Annotated in this window: 17 protein-coding genes and 1 pseudogene; 11 read left to right on the plus strand and 7 right to left on the minus strand. The window is 39.9% G+C overall.

Annotated features, from left to right (window positions below):
* The first annotated feature begins 2 nt into the window (after positions 1–2).
* Complete coding sequence (gene hydE, locus NQ503_RS06985; RefSeq protein WP_005422454.1) at positions 3–1,049, plus strand: [FeFe] hydrogenase H-cluster radical SAM maturase HydE; 1,047 nt, start codon at positions 3–5, stop codon at positions 1,047–1,049.
* A gap of 62 nt (positions 1,050–1,111) precedes the next feature.
* On the plus strand, positions 1,112–1,576 hold the full coding sequence (locus NQ503_RS17525) for an SH3 domain-containing protein (RefSeq protein WP_005422459.1): 465 nt from the start codon (positions 1,112–1,114) through the stop codon (positions 1,574–1,576).
* A gap of 79 nt (positions 1,577–1,655) precedes the next feature.
* Here NQ503_RS17525 and NQ503_RS07000 read toward each other — a convergent pair whose 3' ends face one another.
* Positions 1,656–2,135 carry an S-ribosylhomocysteine lyase gene (locus NQ503_RS07000; RefSeq protein ID WP_005422460.1) on the minus strand — a complete coding sequence of 160 codons (480 nt, stop codon included), beginning with the start codon at positions 2,133–2,135 and terminating at the stop codon, positions 1,656–1,658.
* 169 nt (positions 2,136–2,304) lie between these two features.
* Here NQ503_RS07000 and NQ503_RS07005 point away from each other — a divergent pair, with 169 nt between their 5' ends.
* Positions 2,305–3,066: a peptidylprolyl isomerase gene (locus NQ503_RS07005; protein WP_005422464.1), complete on the plus strand. Its 762-nt coding sequence runs from the start codon at positions 2,305–2,307 to the stop codon at positions 3,064–3,066.
* Between the two features lie 96 nt (positions 3,067–3,162).
* On the opposite strand, the gene mnmM is transcribed toward NQ503_RS07005, so the two are convergent.
* Entirely contained in the window at positions 3,163–3,726 is a 564-nt protein-coding gene (mnmM, locus tag NQ503_RS07010; RefSeq protein ID WP_005422465.1) for a tRNA 5-(aminomethyl)-2-thiouridylate-methyltransferase MnmM, read from the minus strand.
* Positions 3,727–3,931: 205 nt separating this feature from the next.
* On the opposite strand from mnmM, the gene coaBC reads away from it, so the two are divergent.
* The 3 genes from coaBC to NQ503_RS07025 all read left to right on the plus strand — a co-directional run bounded on the left by coaBC (position 3,932) and on the right by NQ503_RS07025 (position 6,670).
* Positions 3,932–5,140 (plus strand): bifunctional phosphopantothenoylcysteine decarboxylase/phosphopantothenate--cysteine ligase CoaBC, encoded by a 1,209-nt coding sequence (gene coaBC, locus NQ503_RS07015; RefSeq protein WP_022388465.1) that lies wholly within the window; start codon positions 3,932–3,934, stop codon positions 5,138–5,140.
* Between the two features lie 97 nt (positions 5,141–5,237).
* Positions 5,238–5,876 (plus strand): ECF transporter S component, encoded by a 639-nt coding sequence (locus tag NQ503_RS07020; protein ID WP_022388464.1) that lies wholly within the window; start codon positions 5,238–5,240, stop codon positions 5,874–5,876.
* 26 nt (positions 5,877–5,902) lie between these two features.
* Positions 5,903–6,670, plus strand: a complete 768-nt coding sequence (locus NQ503_RS07025) for a type III pantothenate kinase (protein ID WP_022388463.1) — start codon at positions 5,903–5,905, stop codon at positions 6,668–6,670.
* A gap of 60 nt (positions 6,671–6,730) precedes the next feature.
* Here NQ503_RS07025 and NQ503_RS07030 read toward each other — a convergent pair whose 3' ends face one another.
* A complete protein-coding gene (locus NQ503_RS07030) occupies positions 6,731–7,612 on the minus strand; it encodes an RluA family pseudouridine synthase (protein WP_005422479.1) in 882 nt (293 codons plus the stop codon).
* Positions 7,613–7,871: 259 nt separating this feature from the next.
* On the opposite strand from NQ503_RS07030, the gene NQ503_RS07035 reads away from it, so the two are divergent.
* On the plus strand, positions 7,872–9,209 hold the full coding sequence (locus NQ503_RS07035; RefSeq protein WP_167531101.1) for a PIG-L family deacetylase: 1,338 nt from the start codon (positions 7,872–7,874) through the stop codon (positions 9,207–9,209).
* Between the two features lie 24 nt (positions 9,210–9,233).
* The gene (locus NQ503_RS07040; protein WP_173904164.1) at positions 9,234–11,627 is read left to right on the plus strand and encodes a YfhO family protein; all 2,394 of its coding nucleotides are present in this window, start codon (positions 9,234–9,236) and stop codon (positions 11,625–11,627) included.
* 31 nt (positions 11,628–11,658) lie between these two features.
* On the opposite strand, the gene NQ503_RS07045 is transcribed toward NQ503_RS07040, so the two are convergent.
* The 3 genes and pseudogenes from NQ503_RS07045 to NQ503_RS07055 all read right to left on the minus strand — a co-directional run.
* On the minus strand, positions 11,659–12,750 hold the full coding sequence (locus NQ503_RS07045) for an acyltransferase (protein ID WP_005422489.1): 1,092 nt from the start codon (positions 12,748–12,750) through the stop codon (positions 11,659–11,661).
* Positions 12,751–12,774: 24 nt separating this feature from the next.
* A complete protein-coding gene (locus NQ503_RS07050) occupies positions 12,775–14,070 on the minus strand; it encodes a YfhO family protein (protein ID WP_422666784.1) in 1,296 nt (431 codons plus the stop codon).
* Between the two features lie 12 nt (positions 14,071–14,082).
* A pseudogene (locus NQ503_RS07055) lies at positions 14,083–14,998 on the minus strand (YfhO family protein); the annotation flags it as partial.
* 187 nt (positions 14,999–15,185) lie between these two features.
* Here NQ503_RS07055 and NQ503_RS07060 point away from each other — a divergent pair.
* Positions 15,186–17,324 (plus strand): glycosyltransferase, encoded by a 2,139-nt coding sequence (locus NQ503_RS07060; protein WP_244092403.1) that lies wholly within the window; start codon positions 15,186–15,188, stop codon positions 17,322–17,324.
* Positions 17,325–17,393: 69 nt separating this feature from the next.
* Here NQ503_RS07060 and NQ503_RS07065 read toward each other — a convergent pair whose 3' ends face one another.
* Positions 17,394–18,701 carry an OB-fold nucleic acid binding domain-containing protein gene (locus NQ503_RS07065; RefSeq protein WP_005422497.1) on the minus strand — a complete coding sequence of 436 codons (1,308 nt, stop codon included), beginning with the start codon at positions 18,699–18,701 and terminating at the stop codon, positions 17,394–17,396.
* Between the two features lie 156 nt (positions 18,702–18,857).
* Between NQ503_RS07065 and NQ503_RS07070 the strand changes: the two genes are divergently transcribed.
* Both NQ503_RS07070 and NQ503_RS07075 read left to right on the plus strand, forming a co-directional pair.
* Positions 18,858–19,508 carry a hypothetical protein gene (locus NQ503_RS07070; RefSeq protein ID WP_044924886.1) on the plus strand — a complete coding sequence of 217 codons (651 nt, stop codon included), beginning with the start codon at positions 18,858–18,860 and terminating at the stop codon, positions 19,506–19,508.
* Positions 19,505–21,412, plus strand: a complete 1,908-nt coding sequence (locus tag NQ503_RS07075; protein ID WP_044924887.1) for a DUF2142 domain-containing protein — start codon at positions 19,505–19,507, stop codon at positions 21,410–21,412. Before NQ503_RS07070 ends, NQ503_RS07075 begins: the two co-directional genes overlap by 4 nt.
* Positions 21,413–21,417 lie beyond the last annotated feature (5 nt).

Genomic DNA, 21,417 nt, shown 5'->3' on the forward strand with positions numbered 1-21,417 from the left:
ACATGAAAAGATTAATTGATAAACTGCATCATGAACAGATGTTGACTGCAGAAGAGTTTCACCGACTTTTGGCGAATCGTTCAGAAGAGACAGACCAGTATGCACGGGAGCTGGCAAATCAGGTCCGGCAGGAAGTGTACGGAAATAAGATTTATGTACGTGGTCTGATCGAATTTACCAATTACTGTAAAAATGACTGCTATTATTGTGGAATCCGTCGGAGCAATCAGAATGCACAGCGTTACAGACTGACGGAAGAAGATATTCTGGAATGCTGCAGGCAGGGATATGAGATTGGTTTTCGTACCTTTGTTCTACAGGGCGGCGAGGACGGCTTTTTTACAGATGACAGGATCGTACAGATCGTACGAAAGATTAAAGAACAATATCCGGATTGCGCACTGACTCTTTCCATAGGAGAAAAATCAGAAGAAAGCTACCGTGCATACAGAGAGGCAGGGGCTGACAGGTATCTGTTACGACATGAAACGGCTGATCCACGTCATTATATGCGGCTTCATCCGCTGGAAATGTCCGGAGAAAACCGCAAAAGCTGTCTTCGGATACTTAAGAAACTGGGCTATCAGACGGGAGCAGGATTCATGGTGGGTTCACCGTTACAGACAGTGGATGACCTCGTGGAAGACTTTTTGTTTCTGAAGGAGCTTGATCCGGAAATGGTTGGAATCGGGCCGTTTATTGCACATCAGGATACCCCATTTTGCAATGAAAGAAGTGGAACGCTGGATGATACACTGTTTTATCTTGCATTGTTGCGTCTGATGCTCCCGAATGTGCTGCTTCCTGCAACGACTGCCCTTGGGACGATTCATCCAAGAGGAAGAGAAATGGGTGTCTTGTCAGGTGCCAATGTTGTGATGCCGAATCTTTCTCCTGTTTCAGTCAGAAAAAAATACATGTTGTATGATGGAAAAATATGCACAGGTGACGAAGCTGCGGAATGCAGAATGTGTCTCAGCAGACGGATGGAGCGGATTGGCTGTGAAGTCGTTACAGACAGAGGAGACTACAAAAAAAGACTTGCATAATATAGCGGAATTGGGGTATAGTGTTGATAGGCTTATGCGTTATAAAGGAGGAAATTATTTCTATGAAGAAATCCAGATTACTGATCGTGCTGGCCGGATTGGCTGTTGTGGCATCCGGATGTGGATATAGCACGGGAGGAGAAGACTCTACTGTGACTGTGATTGAAGCAACTCCGACACCAACCCCGGAACCTACACCAGAAGTAACCCCGACTCCGGAAGCAACACCAACTCCGGCGGTAGAAATGGCTCAGACAGCAAGTGGTGTGAATATCATAAAACAAAGCGGAACTTATTATGCTGTAGAGGGTGTAAACATACGCTCTGACTGCAGTACAGATGCGGATATCATTACAGGAACACTTGTTGGACAGCAGCTGACCAGTACAGGTGTGAGCGAAGATGGACAATGGGTAGAGGTGAGCATCAATGACCAGACAGGTTATGTGAATGCACAGTATGTATCTACAGAAGCTCCGGCAGGAGCTGCCACTGCAGATGCAGCAGCACAGACCACAGCCCAGTAGTAAGATATTTTACAAAAAAGCTGAACTTCAGATCAGAAGTTCAGCTTTTTTTATGTTACTAAGTAACGATATTGAAAGATTATTCCGGATAAGTCAGACGTTCTGGCCTGATATCGTAAAGAACATTTTTCAGATATTTGTCAGCAAGATATTTTGCCATACCGAGATTCATATCCAGATAATTGCCGCAGTCCTTTGCGGAAGCACCCGGAATCTCACCTTCAAAATCCCGGATGAATTCAAACATCTCAGTCATGAGAGGGACGATATCTTTGGATTCATAATCGCCTGCCAGCAGAAGATAGTTTCCAGTGCGGCAGCCCATCGGACCCCAGTAAATTACTTTTGGACCGAATTCAGCATGATTGCGGAGAAACGTAGCTGCCAGATGTTCCATAGCGTGGAGTTCGGCTGTGTTCATGACTGGTTCCTCATTTGGGGAAGTCATGCGGATATCGAAAGTTGTAATGACCTGATCGCCGAGGTAATCTTTACGGGAAACGTAAATGCCAGGCTGCAGCTTGATGTGGTCTATGGTAAAACTTGCAATTTTTTTCATAATAAAAGTCCTTTCTGCTTTTTTGTTTCTTATTGTAGCAGAGCTGAACGTCTGATACAAGTCAGGATTTGACTTTAAGTTTATGGGGTGTTACACTGTGAATACTATCAGAAAAAAGATGTTGCTGGGAACGAAGTGAACAGTAACAAAAAGACAGGAGGAACAGAACATGAAATCCAGAATTCTGGCAGTGCTTTTTGCCGTTGTGCTGACAGCAGGTACACTTGCAGGATGTGGCAGCAGCAAGAAAGCAGATGATACAAAAACAGAAACTACAGATGAAAAATCAGAAGATAAAGCTTCTTCTGATGAAGATACGAAAGATGTAAATGTGGCAAGCGAAGAAGAAGCGGAAGAGGCCGGCTTCAGTGACGGTACTGATACAGATGGTGCGACTGTGGAAAATACAGTGCTTGATACCAGCCAGGAGCTGACAGGAATCCACCATGCGGATATCAGCATCCGTGATTATGGGGACATTAAAGTGGAACTCGATGCCGATACAGCACCGGTCACCGTTACCAATTTCGTGAAACTGGCACAGGAAGGTTTTTATGACGGACTTACGTTCTGGCGTATTATGGATGGCTTTATGATGCAGGGTGGGGACCCGAAAGGAAATGGTACCGGAGGATCCGGAGAGACTATTAAGGGAGAATTCTCAAGTAATGGTGTAAAGAATGATATTTCTCATGTGAGAGGAACCATTTCCATGGCAAGATCTACGGATCCGGACAGCGCAAGTTCACAGTTTTTTATCGTCCAGTCAGACAGTACTTTCCTGGATGGCGATTACGCAGCATTTGGTAAAGTGACAGAAGGTATGGATATCGTTGATGAAATCTGCAAAAATGCCAACCCAACGGATGATAATGGAACAATCAAAGCAGACGAACAGCCGGTGATCGACAGCATTCAGATCACAGACTGATAAAATAAAAATTTTATGTAACGTAAAAAAGACCGATGCAGCGTGAGGTGTGCGACATCGGTCTTTTACTTTGCAATAAAACATAGCGGACCTGTTTTACTGACGAATGATCAGAACCGGAATTGGCGGGTTGTTCGGACGGTTATAATAGTCACTGCGGATGACCAGATATTTATGTGGATTCAGTTCTTTTAACCAGGCAAGGACAGCATTACGTTCCTCAAAACCGGAATCACCACCACTGTAGATGCAGAGTGAGATCAGCCCGCCTTTTTGCAGAAGGTCCAGGCTTTTGGAAAGTGCGGCAATGCTGGTATCGGCGTGGGTTGCTTTGGTGTGGTCCCCACCCGGCAGATATCCAAGATTAAAGGTAATGCAGCTGACAGTACCCGGATCGACATAGTGCTCTATATTGGTGTGCGATTCCAGAAGAAGGGTATAATTCTGGGGTGCATCTGCTTCCATGAGCCTTTTACGTGTATTGATAAGTGCCTCTTCCTGAATATCAAAAGCAAAAACATGTCCGTCTTTTCCACAGAGAGAACTGAGAAGAAGCGTATCATTCCCATTTCCCATGGTTGCATCTATACAGATATCTCCGGGCTGGACCTGTTCTCTGATAAAACGTGCACACCATCCTGTGATTTGAACTGCTTTCATATTGACCTCCTATCCTTTTATGGCCTTTTTGTGGAAAATAAAAAATTCTTTTTATTACAGATTACTATAGTACAGATTTTCATAGGGTTCAACAAAATGCTGTACAAAAAGTCAAACACTGGAAAAATACGTTGCAATTACAGAAGAGACTGTTATAATAAAACAGATGCAGGCACAGCATTGTCTGCCAGAGGAGGAGTACGATATGTTAAAAGGCAAAACAGTTCTTCTGGGAGTGACCGGAAGTATTGCGGCATATAAGATTGCGTATCTTGCAAGCGCACTGAAGAAGCTTCACGCGCAGGTACATGTACTGATGACGCAGAATGCTACGAATTTTATCAATCCAATTACTTTTGAAACTCTTACCGGAAATAAATGTCTGGTAGATACCTTTGACAGAAATTTTCAGTTCAGTGTAGAACATGTTTCCATCGCAAAGCAGGCGGATGTGGTGATGATCGCACCGGCAAGCGCAAATGTGATCGGCAAACTGGCGCATGGAATTGCAGATGATATGCTGACGACTACGATCATGGCGTGTAAATGTAAAAAGATCGTTTCACCTGCTATGAATACAAATATGTACGAAAACCCGATCGTTCAGGATAATCTCGCTATTTTGCAGCATTATGGTTATGAAGTGATCGAGCCGGCCAGTGGTTATCTGGCATGTGGCGATACAGGAGCCGGAAAGATGCCGGAACCGGAGATGCTTCTGGACTATATCCTGAGAGAAATTGCAAAAGAAAAAGATCTCCTTGGCCGTAAAGTCCTTGTGACTGCCGGACCGACACAGGAGGCAATCGATCCTGTACGCTATATTACGAATCATTCTTCCGGAAAGATGGGATATGCACTGGCAAAAGCAGCTATGCTCCGTGGGGCGGATGTAACACTGGTCAGCGGACCATGTGCAATCGAACCGCCACCGTTTGTAAAGCTTGTTCCGGTAGTGACGGCAAAGGAAATGTTTGATGCAGTTACTTCTGTAAGCTTTGAGCAGGACATTATCATTAAAGCAGCAGCAGTCGCTGACTATCGTCCGGCCAATGTCTATGAGGACAAGGTAAAGAAGCATGAGGAACAGATGAGTATAAAACTGGAAAAGACAGACGATATCCTGGGATATCTGGGAGAACATCGTCTGCCGGGACAGTTTCTGTGTGGATTTTCAATGGAAACCCAGAATATGCTTGGTAATTCCAGAGCAAAACTTGGAAAAAAACATCTGGATATGGTTGCTGCCAATAATCTGAAGGTGGCAGGTGCCGGATTCCAGGGGGATACCAATGTTCTGACTCTGATTACACAGGATGAAGACGTATCACTCCAGCTTATGAGCAAGGAGGATGCAGCCAATGTCATCCTGGATAAAATTCTCTCTATTCAGAAAGAAAGGGAGGAACAGTAACCCGTTCACCAGGAAGCGGGTAAATAAAAACTTCATATGCCCGCAATTCCGCACCGTATTGTATCCCGTGTAAGGGAACGATAACAAGGAGGAAAACATGAAAACAAAGAAATTTACCACATCACAGCTGACCATTCTGGGCCTTATGGCAGGAATCCTTTTTCTGATGGCTTATACACCACTGGGATATCTGAATATCGGACCACTGGCAGTAACTTTTAACGTAATTCCAGTTGCAGTCTGCGCCATTGTACTTGGACCGACAGGCGGCGCAATCGCAGGAGCCGTTTTTGGACTGACCAGTTTTATGCAGGCAATAGGAATCGGCGGTGTAAGTGCCCTTGGATCTGCTCTGTTTCAGATCAATCCGTTTATGACGGCGGTACAGTGTTTTGGACCGCGTATTCTTGATGGTATCTGTATTGGATTCATTTACAGAGCTGTTCACAAAAAGGCAAATACGTATGTATCCTGTGCTGTTACCGGATTCTTTTCTGCATTTTTGAATACACTGTTCTTTATGACTGCGCTGATTGTGATGTTTGGAAATACAGAGCTGATCAGGAATCTGATGGGAGGTCACAATATTATTGTTGGATGCTGTCTTATGGTTGGCGTTAATGCAATCAGTGAGATGGTTTCTTCTACAATCATCACTGCAGCTGTAGGAACCGCGCTTTCCAAAGCACACCTGATTCCGGCAGTCCAGATTGTAAAAACAGATACTGCAGCATAAAAATCCTACAGACAGGAATGAGAAATATGATTTTAGCCATTGATATTGGAAATACCAACATAGTTGTTGGCTGTATTGATAAAGAAAAAATATATTTTACAGAACGTATATCCACGATACGGACGAAAACAGAACTGGAATATGCGATTGATATCAAAACAATTCTTGATATCCATCATATCAACCGTGCGGATATTGAAGGGGCAATTATCTCTTCTGTTGTTCCTCAGATTACATCAGCAGCCAGACTGGCTGTACAGAAAATTCTCAAAAAGGATGCAATGATTCTTGGACCAGGAGTGAAGACCGGACTGAATATCATGTTGGACAATCCGGGAGAAATGGGAGCGGATCGTGTTGCAGATGCAGTTGCGGCACTGGCACAGTATCCGGTTCCGCTGGTCATCATTGATATGGGAACAGCAACTACAATTTCTGTAGTGGATGATAAGAAACATTATATTGGCGGTATGATCATGCCAGGTGTGCAGATTTCACTGGATGCGCTGACAACAAGAGCTTCTCAGCTGAGTGGAATCAGTATTGAAGAACCAAAGAAGATCATCGGCAAGAATACAGTAGACTGTATGAAGAGTGGAATTCTTTATGGCAATGCGGCAGCAGTGGACGGTATCATTGACAGAATCGAGGAAGAACTCGGACAGAAGGTTACCGTGATCGCAACCGGAGGCATGTCCAGAAAAATCATTCCGCACTGTAAACGAAAGATGATTCTGGATGGAGATCTTCTCCTGAAAGGTCTGCAGATTGTTTACGAAAAAAATAAAGCATAATAAAGCAGCTGTTTTTCTGAAAGAAACCTTGTGGTTTCCAGGGAAAACAGCTGCTTTTTGCTAAAAAGCATTGCTCATATCTTCGGGAACAGGTGCCATAAGGCACATGGGAGTTCCTGTGATCGGATGGCAAAATTTCAACTGCAGAGAATGCAGAGGCTGGCGTTTGAAAGTATCGTATACAGGATTATACAGATAATCAGCGGGGAGTGGATGTCCAATATAACCCATGTGTACACGAATCTGATGTGTACGTCCGGTTTCGAGATGGATTTCAAGAAGTGAATGATTATTTTTTACTTCCAGCAGCTGATAATGTGTGATGGCCGATTCCCCATTCTCAAAATCAATACGACGTTCGATTACAGAATCAGCTGCGCGGCTGATTGGTGCAGAAATCGTTCCGCTCTGGCGGGGAATTCCTTCAACAACGGCCAGATAGGTACGGCTTATCTGACGATTTCGCATCTGAACAGAAAGAATCGCGGCACTGAGTGCATTTTTTGCCAGGATCAGTGCACCGGAGGTATCACGGTCAAGCCGGTTGATACAACGAAAAGGACAAGATTCTCCTTTTGTTTCCAGATAAGCGGCAACTCCGTTGGCAAGTGTGTTGGTATAATTGCCAAGGGAAGGATGAACCGGCATATCGGCGGGTTTGTTTACTACCAGAATATCTTCGTCTTCATAGAGTACGGGAATGTTCAGAGGCGTTGGGAGGATGCCGTCGGCGGGAACGGTTTCGAGAAGACGGACTCGAAAATGATCACCGCAGGAAAGAACTGTCCGTCCGCCGGCTTTCTGTCCATTTAGAGAAAGTGCTTCTCTGTCAGCTTTCATTGCTGTGAGTATATGTCTGGAAAATCCCTGTTTACGCAGAAAATCCAGAACGATCATGCCTTCATCGGCAGCAGAAATAGTATAATTCAGAATACGTTCCATTATATAACTCCACAATCATGTAAGATATATTTTACTGGAAGCCTATCACAGGAAGGATGGTCTGTCAAATATGAAATTGTCCCCAAAAAGCAATAGATTATGTAAAAAACTCAAGGAAAGTGATTGCAATTACAGATTAAACAAAGTATGCTATAAATGTGGAATTTTATAGTAACTTTTTTACCATAATGCTGGCAGTTGCTTTGCCAGCATATGAATGCAAATGAAATTTGAAAGCGTGAATAAAATGAAAAGTAAAATGAAAAAAAGTCTATTTGTAACATTGATCATTTGTGTATTGTTTGCGATGTCAGCACTGTCTGTACAGGCTGCCGGAAAGACCGGCTGGGTTCGCAAGGGAACGACTTATAAGTATAAAGTAAACAATACCTATGTAAAGAATGAAGTAAAAAAGATAAAGAAGTATTATTACTACTTCGATAAGAAGGGTGTCCGCAAAACCGGCTGGGTGAAGTACAAGAAGGACAGATATTATTTTGACAGGAAGACTGCACGTGCCTATACAGGAAAGAAAGCAGTCAATAACAAACTTTATATCTTTGGCAAAGATGGCAGACTTGTAAAGAAAAAAGGCCTTTACAAATATGGAAAAACACAGGTTTATATCAATAAAAACGGAAGCCTGGCAACCGGACTGGTAAAAATAAAAGGCAAATGGTACTGGTTTGAAAATAACGGAGTGCTTTCCAGAAAAAGCGGCATTCATAAATGGAAAAATAACACGTACTATTTGAATAAAGGCCGGTTTGTGACAGGATGGGCAACTGTTGGCAGCAATAAGTATTATTTTGGCGCAGATGGCAAAATGGTCACAAATAAATATATACAGACCAGTGGACAGACTTACTATGTGGATGCCAGCGGGCGTATGAAGAAGAACTGCTGGTATAACGGACAGTACTTTAACAACAAAGGTCAGCTGGAAAAGAATGCGACAAAATATGATTCTGAGACAACAGAAGGCCAGGTCACCAAAGAAATGCTGGATGAACTTCCTCTGTCCAACTGTACGAAACTTATGGTGGTTGCACATCCGGACGATGAGACTCTGTGGGGTGGCGCACATCTGACAGAAGGCGGCTGGTTTGTTGTATGTCTGACAAACGGTTATAATGAAGTGCGGAAGAATGAGTTTTATGAGGTGATAAAAGAGTCAGGAAATGTTGGATTGATTTTGAAATATCCGGATCTGGTGGGAGGAAAGAGATCTGACTGGGCAACTTCAAAACCACAGATTGCGAAAGATCTGGATCTCCTTATGAAATATAAGCACTGGGGAATGGTTGCAACACATAATCCGGATGGTGAATATGGACATATCCATCACAAGATGACAAGTAGATTAATGACTGAGAGTTATTATAAAAATTGCTGGGGAAATAACTTATATTATTTCGAAAGATATTACAGTGCAAGAAGACTTCCGGGTGTGGAAGCTTCACTGAGAAAAGTTCCACAGAGCAGTGTTGACAAAAAAGTAGAATTGCTGAAAATTTATAAATCTCAGAGTCATGTGGTTGATGAACATATACATCTGGCATCATATGAGGATTGGATAAGAGCAAGTGAGTGGTAAATAAAACAGAATGGAGATTTTTAGATGTTGAGTAATACCAGGAAAAAAGTGTGGGTATATAGTATTCCTTTTTTGATTACAGCAGCAATGTTGCTGGTTATCTTTTATAAGGCAGGTATATATCCGTTTGGAGAGAAAAGTTTGCTGATTTGGGACCTGAGATGGCAGTACATTCAGTTCTTTTCCTGGTTTAAGCAGGTATTGACTGGCCGAGGTGATCTTTTCTATTCGTTTAATGCGGGTATGGGAAGCAACATGATTGGATTGTATGCGTATTATCTGGCCAGTCCGCTGAATCTCCTGATTTTGTTTTTTGATGACATTCAGATATTTGTGCTTGTTCTTACTATATTAAAACTGGCACTTGCAGCATCTGCGAGTGCCTTTTTCATTAGAAACAGATTCCCGGCTGTTGATAATGTATGGACGATTGTTCTGGCAACCTGTTACGGCATGATGTCATATGGAATTTCACAGAAATGTAATCTCATGTGGCTGGATGCACTGATTATGCTGCCTCTTATATGTATTGGGGTATATCGATTTGTAACACAAAAGAAAAAAAAATATTTATTTGCAGCAGTTTTGGTGATGATTATTTGTAACTGGTATATGGCATATATGTGTTGCCTGTTTTCAGTGTTATACTTTTTTTTCGAATTATTCTGTGCAGGAGAGAAGAAAAAATATGTTGTATCGATTGTTCAATATGGGGTAACAATGCTGCTTGCGGTGATGGGATCTATGGTTCTGTTTTTACCGACAGCAATGAATTTACTTCAGGGAAAGGGAATTGAAAGTACAACAGATTATACGCCAGGATTTCATATAGGAATAAAGACTTTGATAAAGGGTCTTCTTCCGGGAGTATGGATGCAGAAATCCTTTGGAACAGAATCACAGGGAATAATGCTCTTTTGTGGGACATTCGTTCTTTTTTGTGTTGTAGCTTATTTTTTATCAAAAAGAAATCTGAAAGAAAAAGTACTGTCTGCGGTATTGATGATTTTTCTGGTTGTGTCGGCAACGTTTATTCCATTGGAAAATGTCTGGAATGGATTCAGAAAAGCAAATTCGTATTATTGTAGATTTTCTTTTATTATCGTTTTTTTTATCATTTATCTGACGGCAGCTTATCTTGAAAAAGGTGCAAAATTCATTCACAAAAAATGGTTTAAATCAGTTGTATGTGTCTGGATAAGTGTGGAATTGCTGTTTAATGGTTACAGCATTGTGAAATCTTTTGCTCCGGTTGAGGGACATAAATACAGTGAGTATGATGAACAGCAGCAAGAACGATTTAATAGCTTGGAAGGTTCAGACGATGACTTTTACAGAACAGAACAGGCTTCTGTAGCAGGTGAAGATAAAGGTGCAAATTATCTGGGCGTATTTAATGAAGGTTTGCAATTTGGATATCATTCATTTGCAACATATACTTCAACGATCAACAGTGCACTGACAGAACTGTATCATAAATGTGGTTATCATGATTATTATAAATTTATGCAGTATAACGAACCACTTTTGTTAACAGATTCATTATGGGGTATCAAATATATTATAAGTGATCATGACATAGAAGGTTGTAAAAAAGATATAGATGCAGGTGTTATAAATGATAAAAGCGTGTATCTGAATCCATATGCGCTGAATCTTGGGTATCGTGTACAGGATGCAGATATCGAAAATATAGAGGCTGAAAATGCATTTGAATATCAGAACATGTTGTTGTCTACATTATTGGGTGAAAATATTCAATGTTTCAAAAAAGTAGATTCACAGAAAACAGTTCTGGAAGATGGCGATGAATTTCAGATAAAAGTACCTGAACAGGAACATATTTTATATGGGTATATAGATCATGTGATAAAAAATGCAGCGCAGACAGTTATCTTTATAAACGGAAAAGCGCGAACGACTTATTCCAGAGTAACTTCTTATAAAACATTTCAAATTGATGATCCGGAACAGTCAGATATTGCAACAGTAACATTAAAAGGAAATATACCGAATAAAGACGAACTGGAAGGTGTCTTTTATTATCTCGATATGAGGGAATTTCGTGCTGCTATTGAAAAACTAAAGACGGAAATGTTTCAGATTGAAGATTATACAGAAGGAAGCGTTACAGGAACGTATACTGCAACAGAAGATAATGAGAAACTGATGCTCACGATACCATATGATAAGGGATGGAGAATAGAATGTAATGGAAAGACAGTAACTGCAGATGCAGACAGAACTTTTACTGTACTGACAATGAATAAGGGTGAAAATAAAATTACAATGAAATATATATCACCCGGGTTCAGAGAAGGTGCGATAATTTCGTTATTGGCAATTCTGCTCTTTGTTATATGGCAAAGAGCAGAAAAGAAAAGAATGATGAAATTTTGTGGGGAGGTGCATATCTGACAGATGACCTCCTCGTTTTCTGTTTTTGTATTTACTTGATATGAAAAAGAAGAACACCGGCTTTTTTCCAGACAGATTTAAATGGATAGAGCAGAATCAGGCTGCCGAACAGACTGGCAAAAAATAATGCTGGCATCTGGATATGTACAGATGCGGTCGTAAAATGGTTGAAGTATTTCTGGAGAACTACTAAAATGGGTTTATGTATAATATAGATACCGAAACTGCAGCGGGAAATATATTCAATGACTGGTGCAAATTTAATGATTGCTTTGTTGTGATATCTTCGTCTCAGCAGTTCAAAGGTGAAGATGCCGATCAGAAATATTGCAAAATCTGAATACCAGTACAGAAATGCGGATTGATAATAATGATGGCTGTATAAATAGTACTGTCCGGTTGAATTTAAAACAAAGGCGAGAATGATTCCAAACAGCAGTGACTGACTTTTGAAGCGGTCAAGCATCTGGTGTTTGCTGATCAGATATCCTGTAATAATATAAAAACTGTAGTAGCTGCCCCACAAACCAGTATCAAGCTGTGAACGAAATACGGGAATAACAGTGATTGCCTCTTTGAAAAAAACATTTGCTGTTGGAATTATAAAAAAGATGATGATTCCAAGAACATACAGCAGTGAATACTGCCGGAGGTTTGTGGATGTCTGCAATAACCGGGAAAGAAAAGGGAGTGCAATGTAGCATCCTAAGATCACGGGCATATACCACATGTGTGAAAGGGAGGAGGATTTCAGAAACAGCATTTCCAGAAGCAATCTGGAGATATTGAATGTTTGGTGTTCAATCACACAGCAAAAAATGTAATTGAAAAAAATCCATATTTCCGTAGTAAGGAATAGTGGGAACAGTGATTTCTTATAAAAGGCAGAAACATCAGGATAATCCCGGGGCAGCATAAGCGCACCAGTAGTAGCCAGAAACAACGGAACGCCTATTCGTCCAATTGTAAAAAGCAGGTTTTCAATATTCCAGAGAGGAAAAGATACCTGGAGCTGGCCAAGGAGTACAGGATGGTAAAATGCTTCTACAGAGTGACAAAGCACGACGCATAAAATTGCAGTGGCACGGACAACGTCCAGCCATATTTTTCGAGATTTAGTCATTAAAAAGTCTCCTTTTTTATGATATTAAAAGTGACGTTGCTTTTTGAAAAGGAAAAAGCAGGTCAGAGAATAAACTATAACACCCAGACAGGAGAAAATCACACCAATTTTGAATCCCGGAAGTGTATATTTCATTTCAATTGTATTGATACCAGATGTAACACGGATGCCTGTAAAAATATCCTGCAGTTTATATGCTTCGACTTTTTCTCCATTTACATAAGCAGTCCATCCATCATCATACGGGATGGTGAGAAGAAGTAGTTCATCGCTCTGGGCAGTATATTCACACTTGATATATTTATCCTGGAGGTCAAAGGTAGTAACCTGATTTTGAGAGATTTCCCTCATTACATCACGAAATTCCTGCATATCGAGATAATAGAAAACCCCATCGATTTCCCGAGAGCGTTGAAGAGTTCCTTTTAGCTGAACAATATGCGCAGGAGTGTTTCCGTCACCAACCTGAAAAGTTTTATAGGCTGACCAGATGGAATACTTGGTGCGGAGATTTCCGTCAATATAAAGCTTCAGGTCATTTCCTGAGGTATAATTGCAGTATCCATATAATACGGAATCCTGTTCAGGAGAAGTAACGGTCCAACTGTAGCCATCATTATTTTTCGTTTTTTCTGCCGTACATGTCTTATAGCATTGAACAAGATGTCCCACAATCCGGGAAAGCAGTGCATTCTGATATTCGAATATATTGTCTGCGTGAATCTCCGATGATATATCGTCAGAGGTTTTGTAGCCTAGTTCTAATGCATAGGGATTTTTGTAAATGTTTTTATTATTGTAACCTGTGTCATTCACTTTTTCATATCCGCTTTGCGTGAAGTCACCAAGAATATACTTGATTCCCAGGAGCGAATCGGAGGATAAGATAGGTTCACACCAGGTGATCAGGAGACGGTATACACTGTAGCCACATTTGTTATAAAAGGCCATGATATTACTATTGTATGTAGAACTGTAAGAAGATAACGGCATATAACCGTATGCCAGTCCTTCGTTAAAATTTCCTTGGAAATGATCAGCATTGGTCCGCCAGCTGGATGTCTGTTCGGTCCGATAAAAGAGCGAATCGTCAAGCGTATGGAGATCCTGGACAGCCTGCTCCTGGGTAGTGGCATACCGATTATAGGCTGTAGCACTCACATAATATCCGTTTACGAAAGTCTGATAAGCTCCGTAAAAAAGTTCTGAACAAGTAAAGATCATGCATAAAACAGCTACAATGTTATTTAAATAATACTTCTTCAGGACAAAAGATGAAAGAAATACAGCCGCAATATAAAGGATAAAAAAGCTTATCACGAATGAGAAACGACAGTAATAGGAAGAAACAGTGCGGAAACCATTCCAGATATTTTCCAGTGGTACAAATGTGGCACACAAAATAAAAAATAACAAATAGCCGAGCGTCCACAATTTGGCCTTTAAATTTTGCTTACGACTGATAAAGAAACCGATTAGTGCGATCAGTGTGAGCGAACCACAAAATAGTGTCAGCCCCTGACCGGTATATGGTACAGTCAGGAAAAAGCACCCTTTGAAAATATCCTTCAGTCCTGCATGAAATCCAATAAACCAGCCTCCGGAAGTGTCAATTCCTTTTCCCTGAAGCAGATTTTTGATGACGGGAAGAAAGAAGAACATAGTAGTCAGTACACTGGAAACAGCAGTGATGCAATAAATAATAAAGCAGGAGAGTTCTGCGTTCGGACAGAAGCTTCCATATGCCCAGCATCAGAATCGGCAGCCATATGACACCATCCAGCCACATGATGTTGCTTGCCTGACATAAATTGTATCCCATTAATCCATAGGAAACAGATAACAGCAGATTCCATATATATTTCATATCGCAAAAACGATACGATAAAAATACAGAAACAGTCAGACTGGCAGATGCCAGTTTTAAGACGGTGGCAATAGAGACAAAAAGAGGTATATTGTCTGTGAAGTACAAAAGCAGGTTAAATGGACTGGAAAGGTAATAAGCTGTCAGGCCGATTGCATTGTCCCCCAGTGATTTGGAAAGGGAATAGCTCATGCTTGCCTGTCCATGAAGTACGCGATGCCACCAATGAAAGAAATCAATATATTGCAGTTCCATATCCCATTTAAATAAAGCATGATCACCAAAAGGATAAATTGCTCCAATATAGTATACAAGTATTAAAAGTACAGATGTAAGAGTAAAAGCAGAAATTGCTTTCAAAAGTTTTTGACTATTTTTCATGATAGATCCTCATTCATAAGTTGTTAAGTTATAGTATATTATTTCACATACAGCTTTTCAAGAAAAATGTAGTAAATGATAGAGGGGAGAGCTGAAATAGAAAAAGCTATGGACGAAATATTACAGAAACGATATAATGGACAGGCAGGAAAGCAATTAAATGAGTATAGTGGGAGACCAATCGATAATGGTAAAAGTATCAGTAATCATACCCGTATATAATGTCGAACCATATCTGAAACAGTGTATGGACAGTGTAGTTGGACAGACATTGAAAGATATTGAGATCATCTGTGTGGACGATGGTTCAACAGATGGTTCGCTTGATATATTGAGAGAGTATGCAGCAGAGGACAACCGTATCCAGATCATAGAGCAGAAGAATGCCGGAGCCGGGGCGGCCCGAAATAATGGTATGCGTCATGCGACAGGCAAGTATCTGTCCTTCCTGGATTCAGATGATTTTTTTGAGCCGAGAATGCTGGAAAAGGCATATGATCTGGCAGAAAAAGATCAGGCAGATTTTGTAGCATACAAATCAGACCAGTATCATACAGAGAAGAAACAGTTTGTTTCAGCAGACTGGGTGATCCATGAGAATGAGATTCCACCGTATCATCCATTTAATCACAGGCAGATGACAGGCAATGTGTTCAAAGTGTTTGTCGGATGGGCATGGGACAAACTCTTCCTCAAAGAATTTGTGGATAAATACCATCTGACATTTCAGGAGCAGCGGACCAGCAATGATTTGCTTTTTGTGTTCAGTGCAGTAGTTCTGGCAAAAAAAATATCCGTTGTACCGATGGTTCTTGCTCATCAGCGACGCGATGCCAAGGATTCTCTGTCAAAAACAAGAGAGTATTCCTGGGATTGTTTCTATCGTGCTCTGATGGCACTTCGGGACAGACTCAGAGAGGAGGGCCTGTACGAAGAACTGGAAAGAGACTATATCAATTATGCACTGCATTTTTCACTGTGGAATTACAACACCCTGTCAGAACCGACAAAAACAAAACTGAAAGACAAGCTGAGAGGAGAATGGTTCAGAGAACTCGGTGTAGAAGGAAAGAGTAAAGATTATTTTTATAACAAACAGGAATTTGAACAGTGCCAAAAGATTATGGGAAATATGAAAAAGGAAAATGAAACGATGGGATTCAAACAGAAATTAAAAAGATTTTTACGTAAAATTGTTCCGGCTGGACGCACATATATAGATAAAAAATTTAAAGATCAGGAAAAATATATTAAAAAACAACTGAAAGAGCAGGAGAAGCTCATCAAACTCCAGCAGAAAAATATGCAGGAGATGCAGAAAAATCTGAAAGAGTATATTGAACAGGAATTTGTACGGAGAGAAAACTGGGCAAAGATGCCAGCAGAGATAAAACGTGCAGCAGACGGTCGCAAGGTATGGGTGATCAAGTGTCCTGCTACGGAAGGCGAAGCAAAATTTTTCTGGGGCGACTACTATTATGCAGTTGCATTGCAGAAATATCTGGAACGTCAGAATATCTATGCAATTATCGATAATCGTCAGGACTGGGGCTGTGATGAAGAGGCAGATGTGGTTCTTGTGTTGAGAGGAAAATATTTCTATCATCCGGATAGAAGGAATGAGAAATGTCTCTATATTATGTGGAATATCAGCCATCCGGATATGATTTCAAAAGCAGAATATGAACTGTACGATGTTGTATGTGTCGGATCCAGACATATGGCAGAAGAACTGAAAGATAAGATCAGTGTTCCGGTCGTGCCGCTCCTGCAGTGTACCGATACAGAAATCTTTTGTCCGGAAGGAGAGACAAAGAAACAGTATAATGGACAGTATATCTTTATTGGCAGTACCAGAGGGGTTATGAGAGATTGCGTATACTGGGCAGCAGATGCTGGTGTTCCACTTCATGTATGGGGAAGCGGCTGGTATGAGATGATGCCGGAGCACAAAGATGTGGTAGATGGTACATTTATGCCGAATGACAAACTTCCAGCACTGTATCGTTCGGCAAAAGTCACCCTCAATGATCACTGGAAGGATATGCTGGATAATCAAATTATCAACAATCGTATTTTTGATGCGCTTGCGTGTGGTTTGCCTGTGATTTCCGATGGCTGTGATGAAATGAAAGAAATCTTCCCGGATGCGGTACTCTATTATGATACAAAAGAAGAATTCGATGCCTGCATCAAAAAAGTAGAAAACGATTATGAGGCCGTAAAAGCCAAAGCTCTGGAGCAGTATGATATGATCAAAAAAGAATACTCCTTCGAGAGAAGAGTAGAAGAACTGCTGGAGATTGCGGAGAAATATAAAAAATAAAGTAATTAAAAATTCCTCACCAAACCGTGAGTGGTATGCATATCATACGGTGGATGGTGAGGATCTTTTTTATTCTGTAACTTCTGTAGCGGAGATCAACGGGTAGATAACATAACCAAGGCTCTTTGTTTCATCGTTATAATAGGGAACACGATGGGTGTTGCTCAGTTTCCCTGTAATATGTAGTTCTTTGTTGAGAATGGAATTAAAATTCTCTGCTTTGTAAGTAACTGCATAAACATTAGAAGTACCTTTTTCATTAACGAGGAGCGTCAATTTAGAGCTATCCGCATCAAAGTTTTCGTAAACAACAGTTCCGTCTAAAGAGATATCAGTATCTATATAATAGAAGGGATTGTCGCAGATCTCCTGATAAGTATTCTGGAGATTCATTGGGTCACAGTCATTTCCGATTACATCCGCAGTAACGGAGTTGAAAATTGGAAATATCTTTTCAAGATCAGGATCATTAACTTCGCTCATTTTCAGAAGAGCAGAGAGGGCCTCATCGTTTTCGGTATCCTTTTGGCTGAGTTTATCCATTGTTTCAATAAAATCATTGTTTTGGATATCTTTTTTTAACGAATCAAGGTTGTAATCAGAACCGGACATATGTTCATACAGATGCAGGGTAGAATCTTCAGGATTTTGTATGTTGGAGAAGATTCCGGTGATGCTCAGTCTGTCACCTTCAGAAAGAGAAGGTATATTGGCAGATGCAAAATTATTGACATCTTCTGACTGATAATAAAAAAGGTAAACATTTCCATCATCATCTTTGAGTTTTATATCGGTATGATTATTGGAATCTTCATAAATAGCCTCCACAGTTCCTTTTACAGTAAAAGGAAGGTCTATATATTCGTAAGGCGTTTCCATAAGAGTATCATAATCCACGGTATCAGCGTCTGATTTCCAGGTACTCATAAGTGTACATTTGTAGTACCAGTCAATAGCAGTCAATTCATCAGAGGATGAAAAAGTGCGTAGAGCTTTATACGGTTTTCCGGATGCAGCTGAGAAAGTCTGATAAGAGCTATCTGGAAAATCAGTTCGGATATCGCCCTGAATCAGTCCTTTTTTGTTATATTCAATGGACTGAGAGGAACCATCGGAATAAGCAATTGTACAGTCCTGAGTAAATGCAGATGTATTGGTATCCCATTTCCCTGTGATTGTAAATTGATTATCGCTTTCCGGAACAGTAGTAAAAACAGAATTTTTGCCATCCTTTGCAGTAGTCAGTGTGCCATAATATACACTTCCAAAGACATCTACGTGCACATAGTCAGATGAATCATCTGCGCAGACAGTTGTGCCTGGCAAAAGGGTTGCGGCCAATGAGAGTGCCAGAAACTTAAAAAATTTATTTTTCATGTTTTATATTCTCCTTATAAACTTATATTATCATACTATATGCTACGTAGTTCGTCAAATGGGGAATATGAGTGGGATGGAAATATGACTTGTTTTTATAGAGAGGATTTGTTATCATAAAATGTAATGAGTAAAAATAAGTCGAGGTTATAGAGTGTGAAAAAAATAAGAAATATTTTGATATGCATAAATCTGATATTTGTATTATGTTTTCTGGCGGCGCTGTTTGTACCGGTTGAACGGAAAGATACCTTGTATTCCAGCACTGATGCGAGTATATATGATAAGAAATATATGATTCCGAAACTTGGTGCGATTACAGATTCTCGTGATGCGGAGATTCGATTTGATTTATATGATAAACAAATATATGGGATCGGTCTGTATTTTTGTGTAGATGGAACAGATGAAGAGGGAGAAATTAAGTGCACATTGAAATTAGATGATCAGGTTGTGGCTGAAGATACTGTAACAATCAGGGAATTGATATCAATGCAGAGCAATGCGTCAATCAATGAAACAGAGTTATATTTGAAAACGAGTGAGAAGCAATCTGGTAAATATACATTATTGTTGCAGGGAAAAAATATATCACCGGAAACAAGAGTGGCTTTATACGGAAGCAGAAATGCAGATCATATGCTGAGTTATGTAAATGCCAATTCAGATAATGTCGCAGATATTTTTTATTCCCTGGAAGTGATGGAACCACAGCATCCATATATATGGATGGCGGCAATGATTTTATCTATGAGTTTGTTATTCAGCTACCTTATTTACAGTGATCTGAAGGAGAAAAAACAGTGATTGGAGCAATAAAGAAACATAAACGAATTGTAGCAGCGGTTGTAATCCTTATTTTGACTGCGGTAATAGAGCTTGTGTGTAATTTACCGGCAATCAGAGGTGGGTATGATAATCTTGATCTGACAAAGTATATTACTGTAGAAAAAGAGGGGAATAAGGAAAAATATGTGATCAGCTATTCCTCATCGCAGAAATTTTATATAAAAGAATTAAAATTATCAGGAAGCTTTCCAAAAGAATATTCTTATACAATAAAAACAAAGGAATATAATTCCTTTGACAAAGAATCCGAAGAGTATTATTCTGACACAGTGAATTCATGGTTCTCAGATTTTTATACAAACCTGAACAAGAAAGTAACTTCCATAGAAATTACCCTGAATAAAGTAGAAGACGCAGAACTGACAGCAGTGTCCTGCTCAAACAGATTTGAAGTTAATAAATATCGGATTCTTTTCTTTTTGGCATTGTTTTCGTTGATATATTGCCTGTTTTTTGAGAAAAAAGTGTATAAAAAAATTGAATGCTTTTTTGCTATATATGCTTTTATTTTTGGACTATTGTTAGTTGTATATGGGCAACCGATTAAAAATTCCTGGGATGAATCAATACATTTTGGAAATGCGTATACGATGGCTTTTGGTAAACATGTGGAATGGACAGAGGCCGCACTATTTGTGAAAAATGGACAGATAGTAAGCTGTAATACCAAAGAAGAATTTGCTGAATTGCGTGCCTATTTGAATGGAAAAGGAATTGAGACAGTTTATGCTGAAAGTAAAGAAACGATTCTTCCATCTTATACTAAACTCGCATATATTCCGCAAGCAATATTCATAAGATTGGGGATGATATTGAACTTGTCATTTTCGACTATGTACGCTGTCGGAAAATTGGGTAATTTGCTGTTATACATTTTTGTTATGTTTTGGGCAATTCATATGGCACAAACAAAAAAAATGTTTCTGAGTTTTTTGGCGGTAACACCCACAGCTTTGTATTTGGCATCGTCATATACTTATGATACTGTGGTGTTTAGCTTTTTAACGTTAGCATGTGTTTTATGGGCTAACATGATTTTTTATCCCGAAAGAGAATACAGTTCATGGACATATATTTTAACTGCTTTGCTGTTTGTAATTGGCTGTGCATCAAAAGCAGTATATATTCCTATGATTCTTTTGTTCCTGGTTATTCCATATGTTGAAAAAAAGAAACCTAAAAAGAAAGTGATTTTATGGAGTGGAATTATTATTATTTTAATGTTGGTGATGCTAACATTTGTTTTGCCAACGTTATCGAATGCTGCTGCGGGTAATATCACATTTGGCGGAGATTCGCGAGGAGGCGATACAGGAGTTGTTAGACAAATCGTTTCCATGATAAAACATCCGTGGGCGAGTGTGAAGCTAATGCTTGTTAGCGTTTTTAAATTTGATAATTTTAGAAATTTAGGTTATGATACAGCTGATAATTTTTTCTTTGGAAATTTGATGTGTTTGAATTTTGCTCATAATGGTATATTGTCAGATAAGTGGAGTGCTATACTGCTCCCAATATGTATAATATTATTGTTGTACAAAACACCATCAGAAACAGTACGTGGCAGACATTCTATGAGCATGTTGAATAAATTTATAGTTTTGATTGCTGTTGCTGGCACGATATTTTTGGTATGGCTTGCTTTATATTTGGATTTTACTCCGGTAGGTGCGGAATATATTGCAGGAGTTCAGGCAAGGTATTATTTACCACTATTATATTTAGGAGCATTGTTATTTACAGGAAGGAAAGTAACAATAAACTGGTCTGAAGAAACTATTACTAAATTGACTTATTCAGCAGCTACACTTTTAGGATTTGCACTTATGTACCAGGGAATGCTGCAGGGCAGAATTATATAAATGTA

The organism is Blautia obeum ATCC 29174, from assembly GCF_025147765.1.
In the GTDB taxonomy this organism is placed as follows: domain Bacteria; phylum Bacillota; class Clostridia; order Lachnospirales; family Lachnospiraceae; genus Blautia_A; species Blautia_A obeum.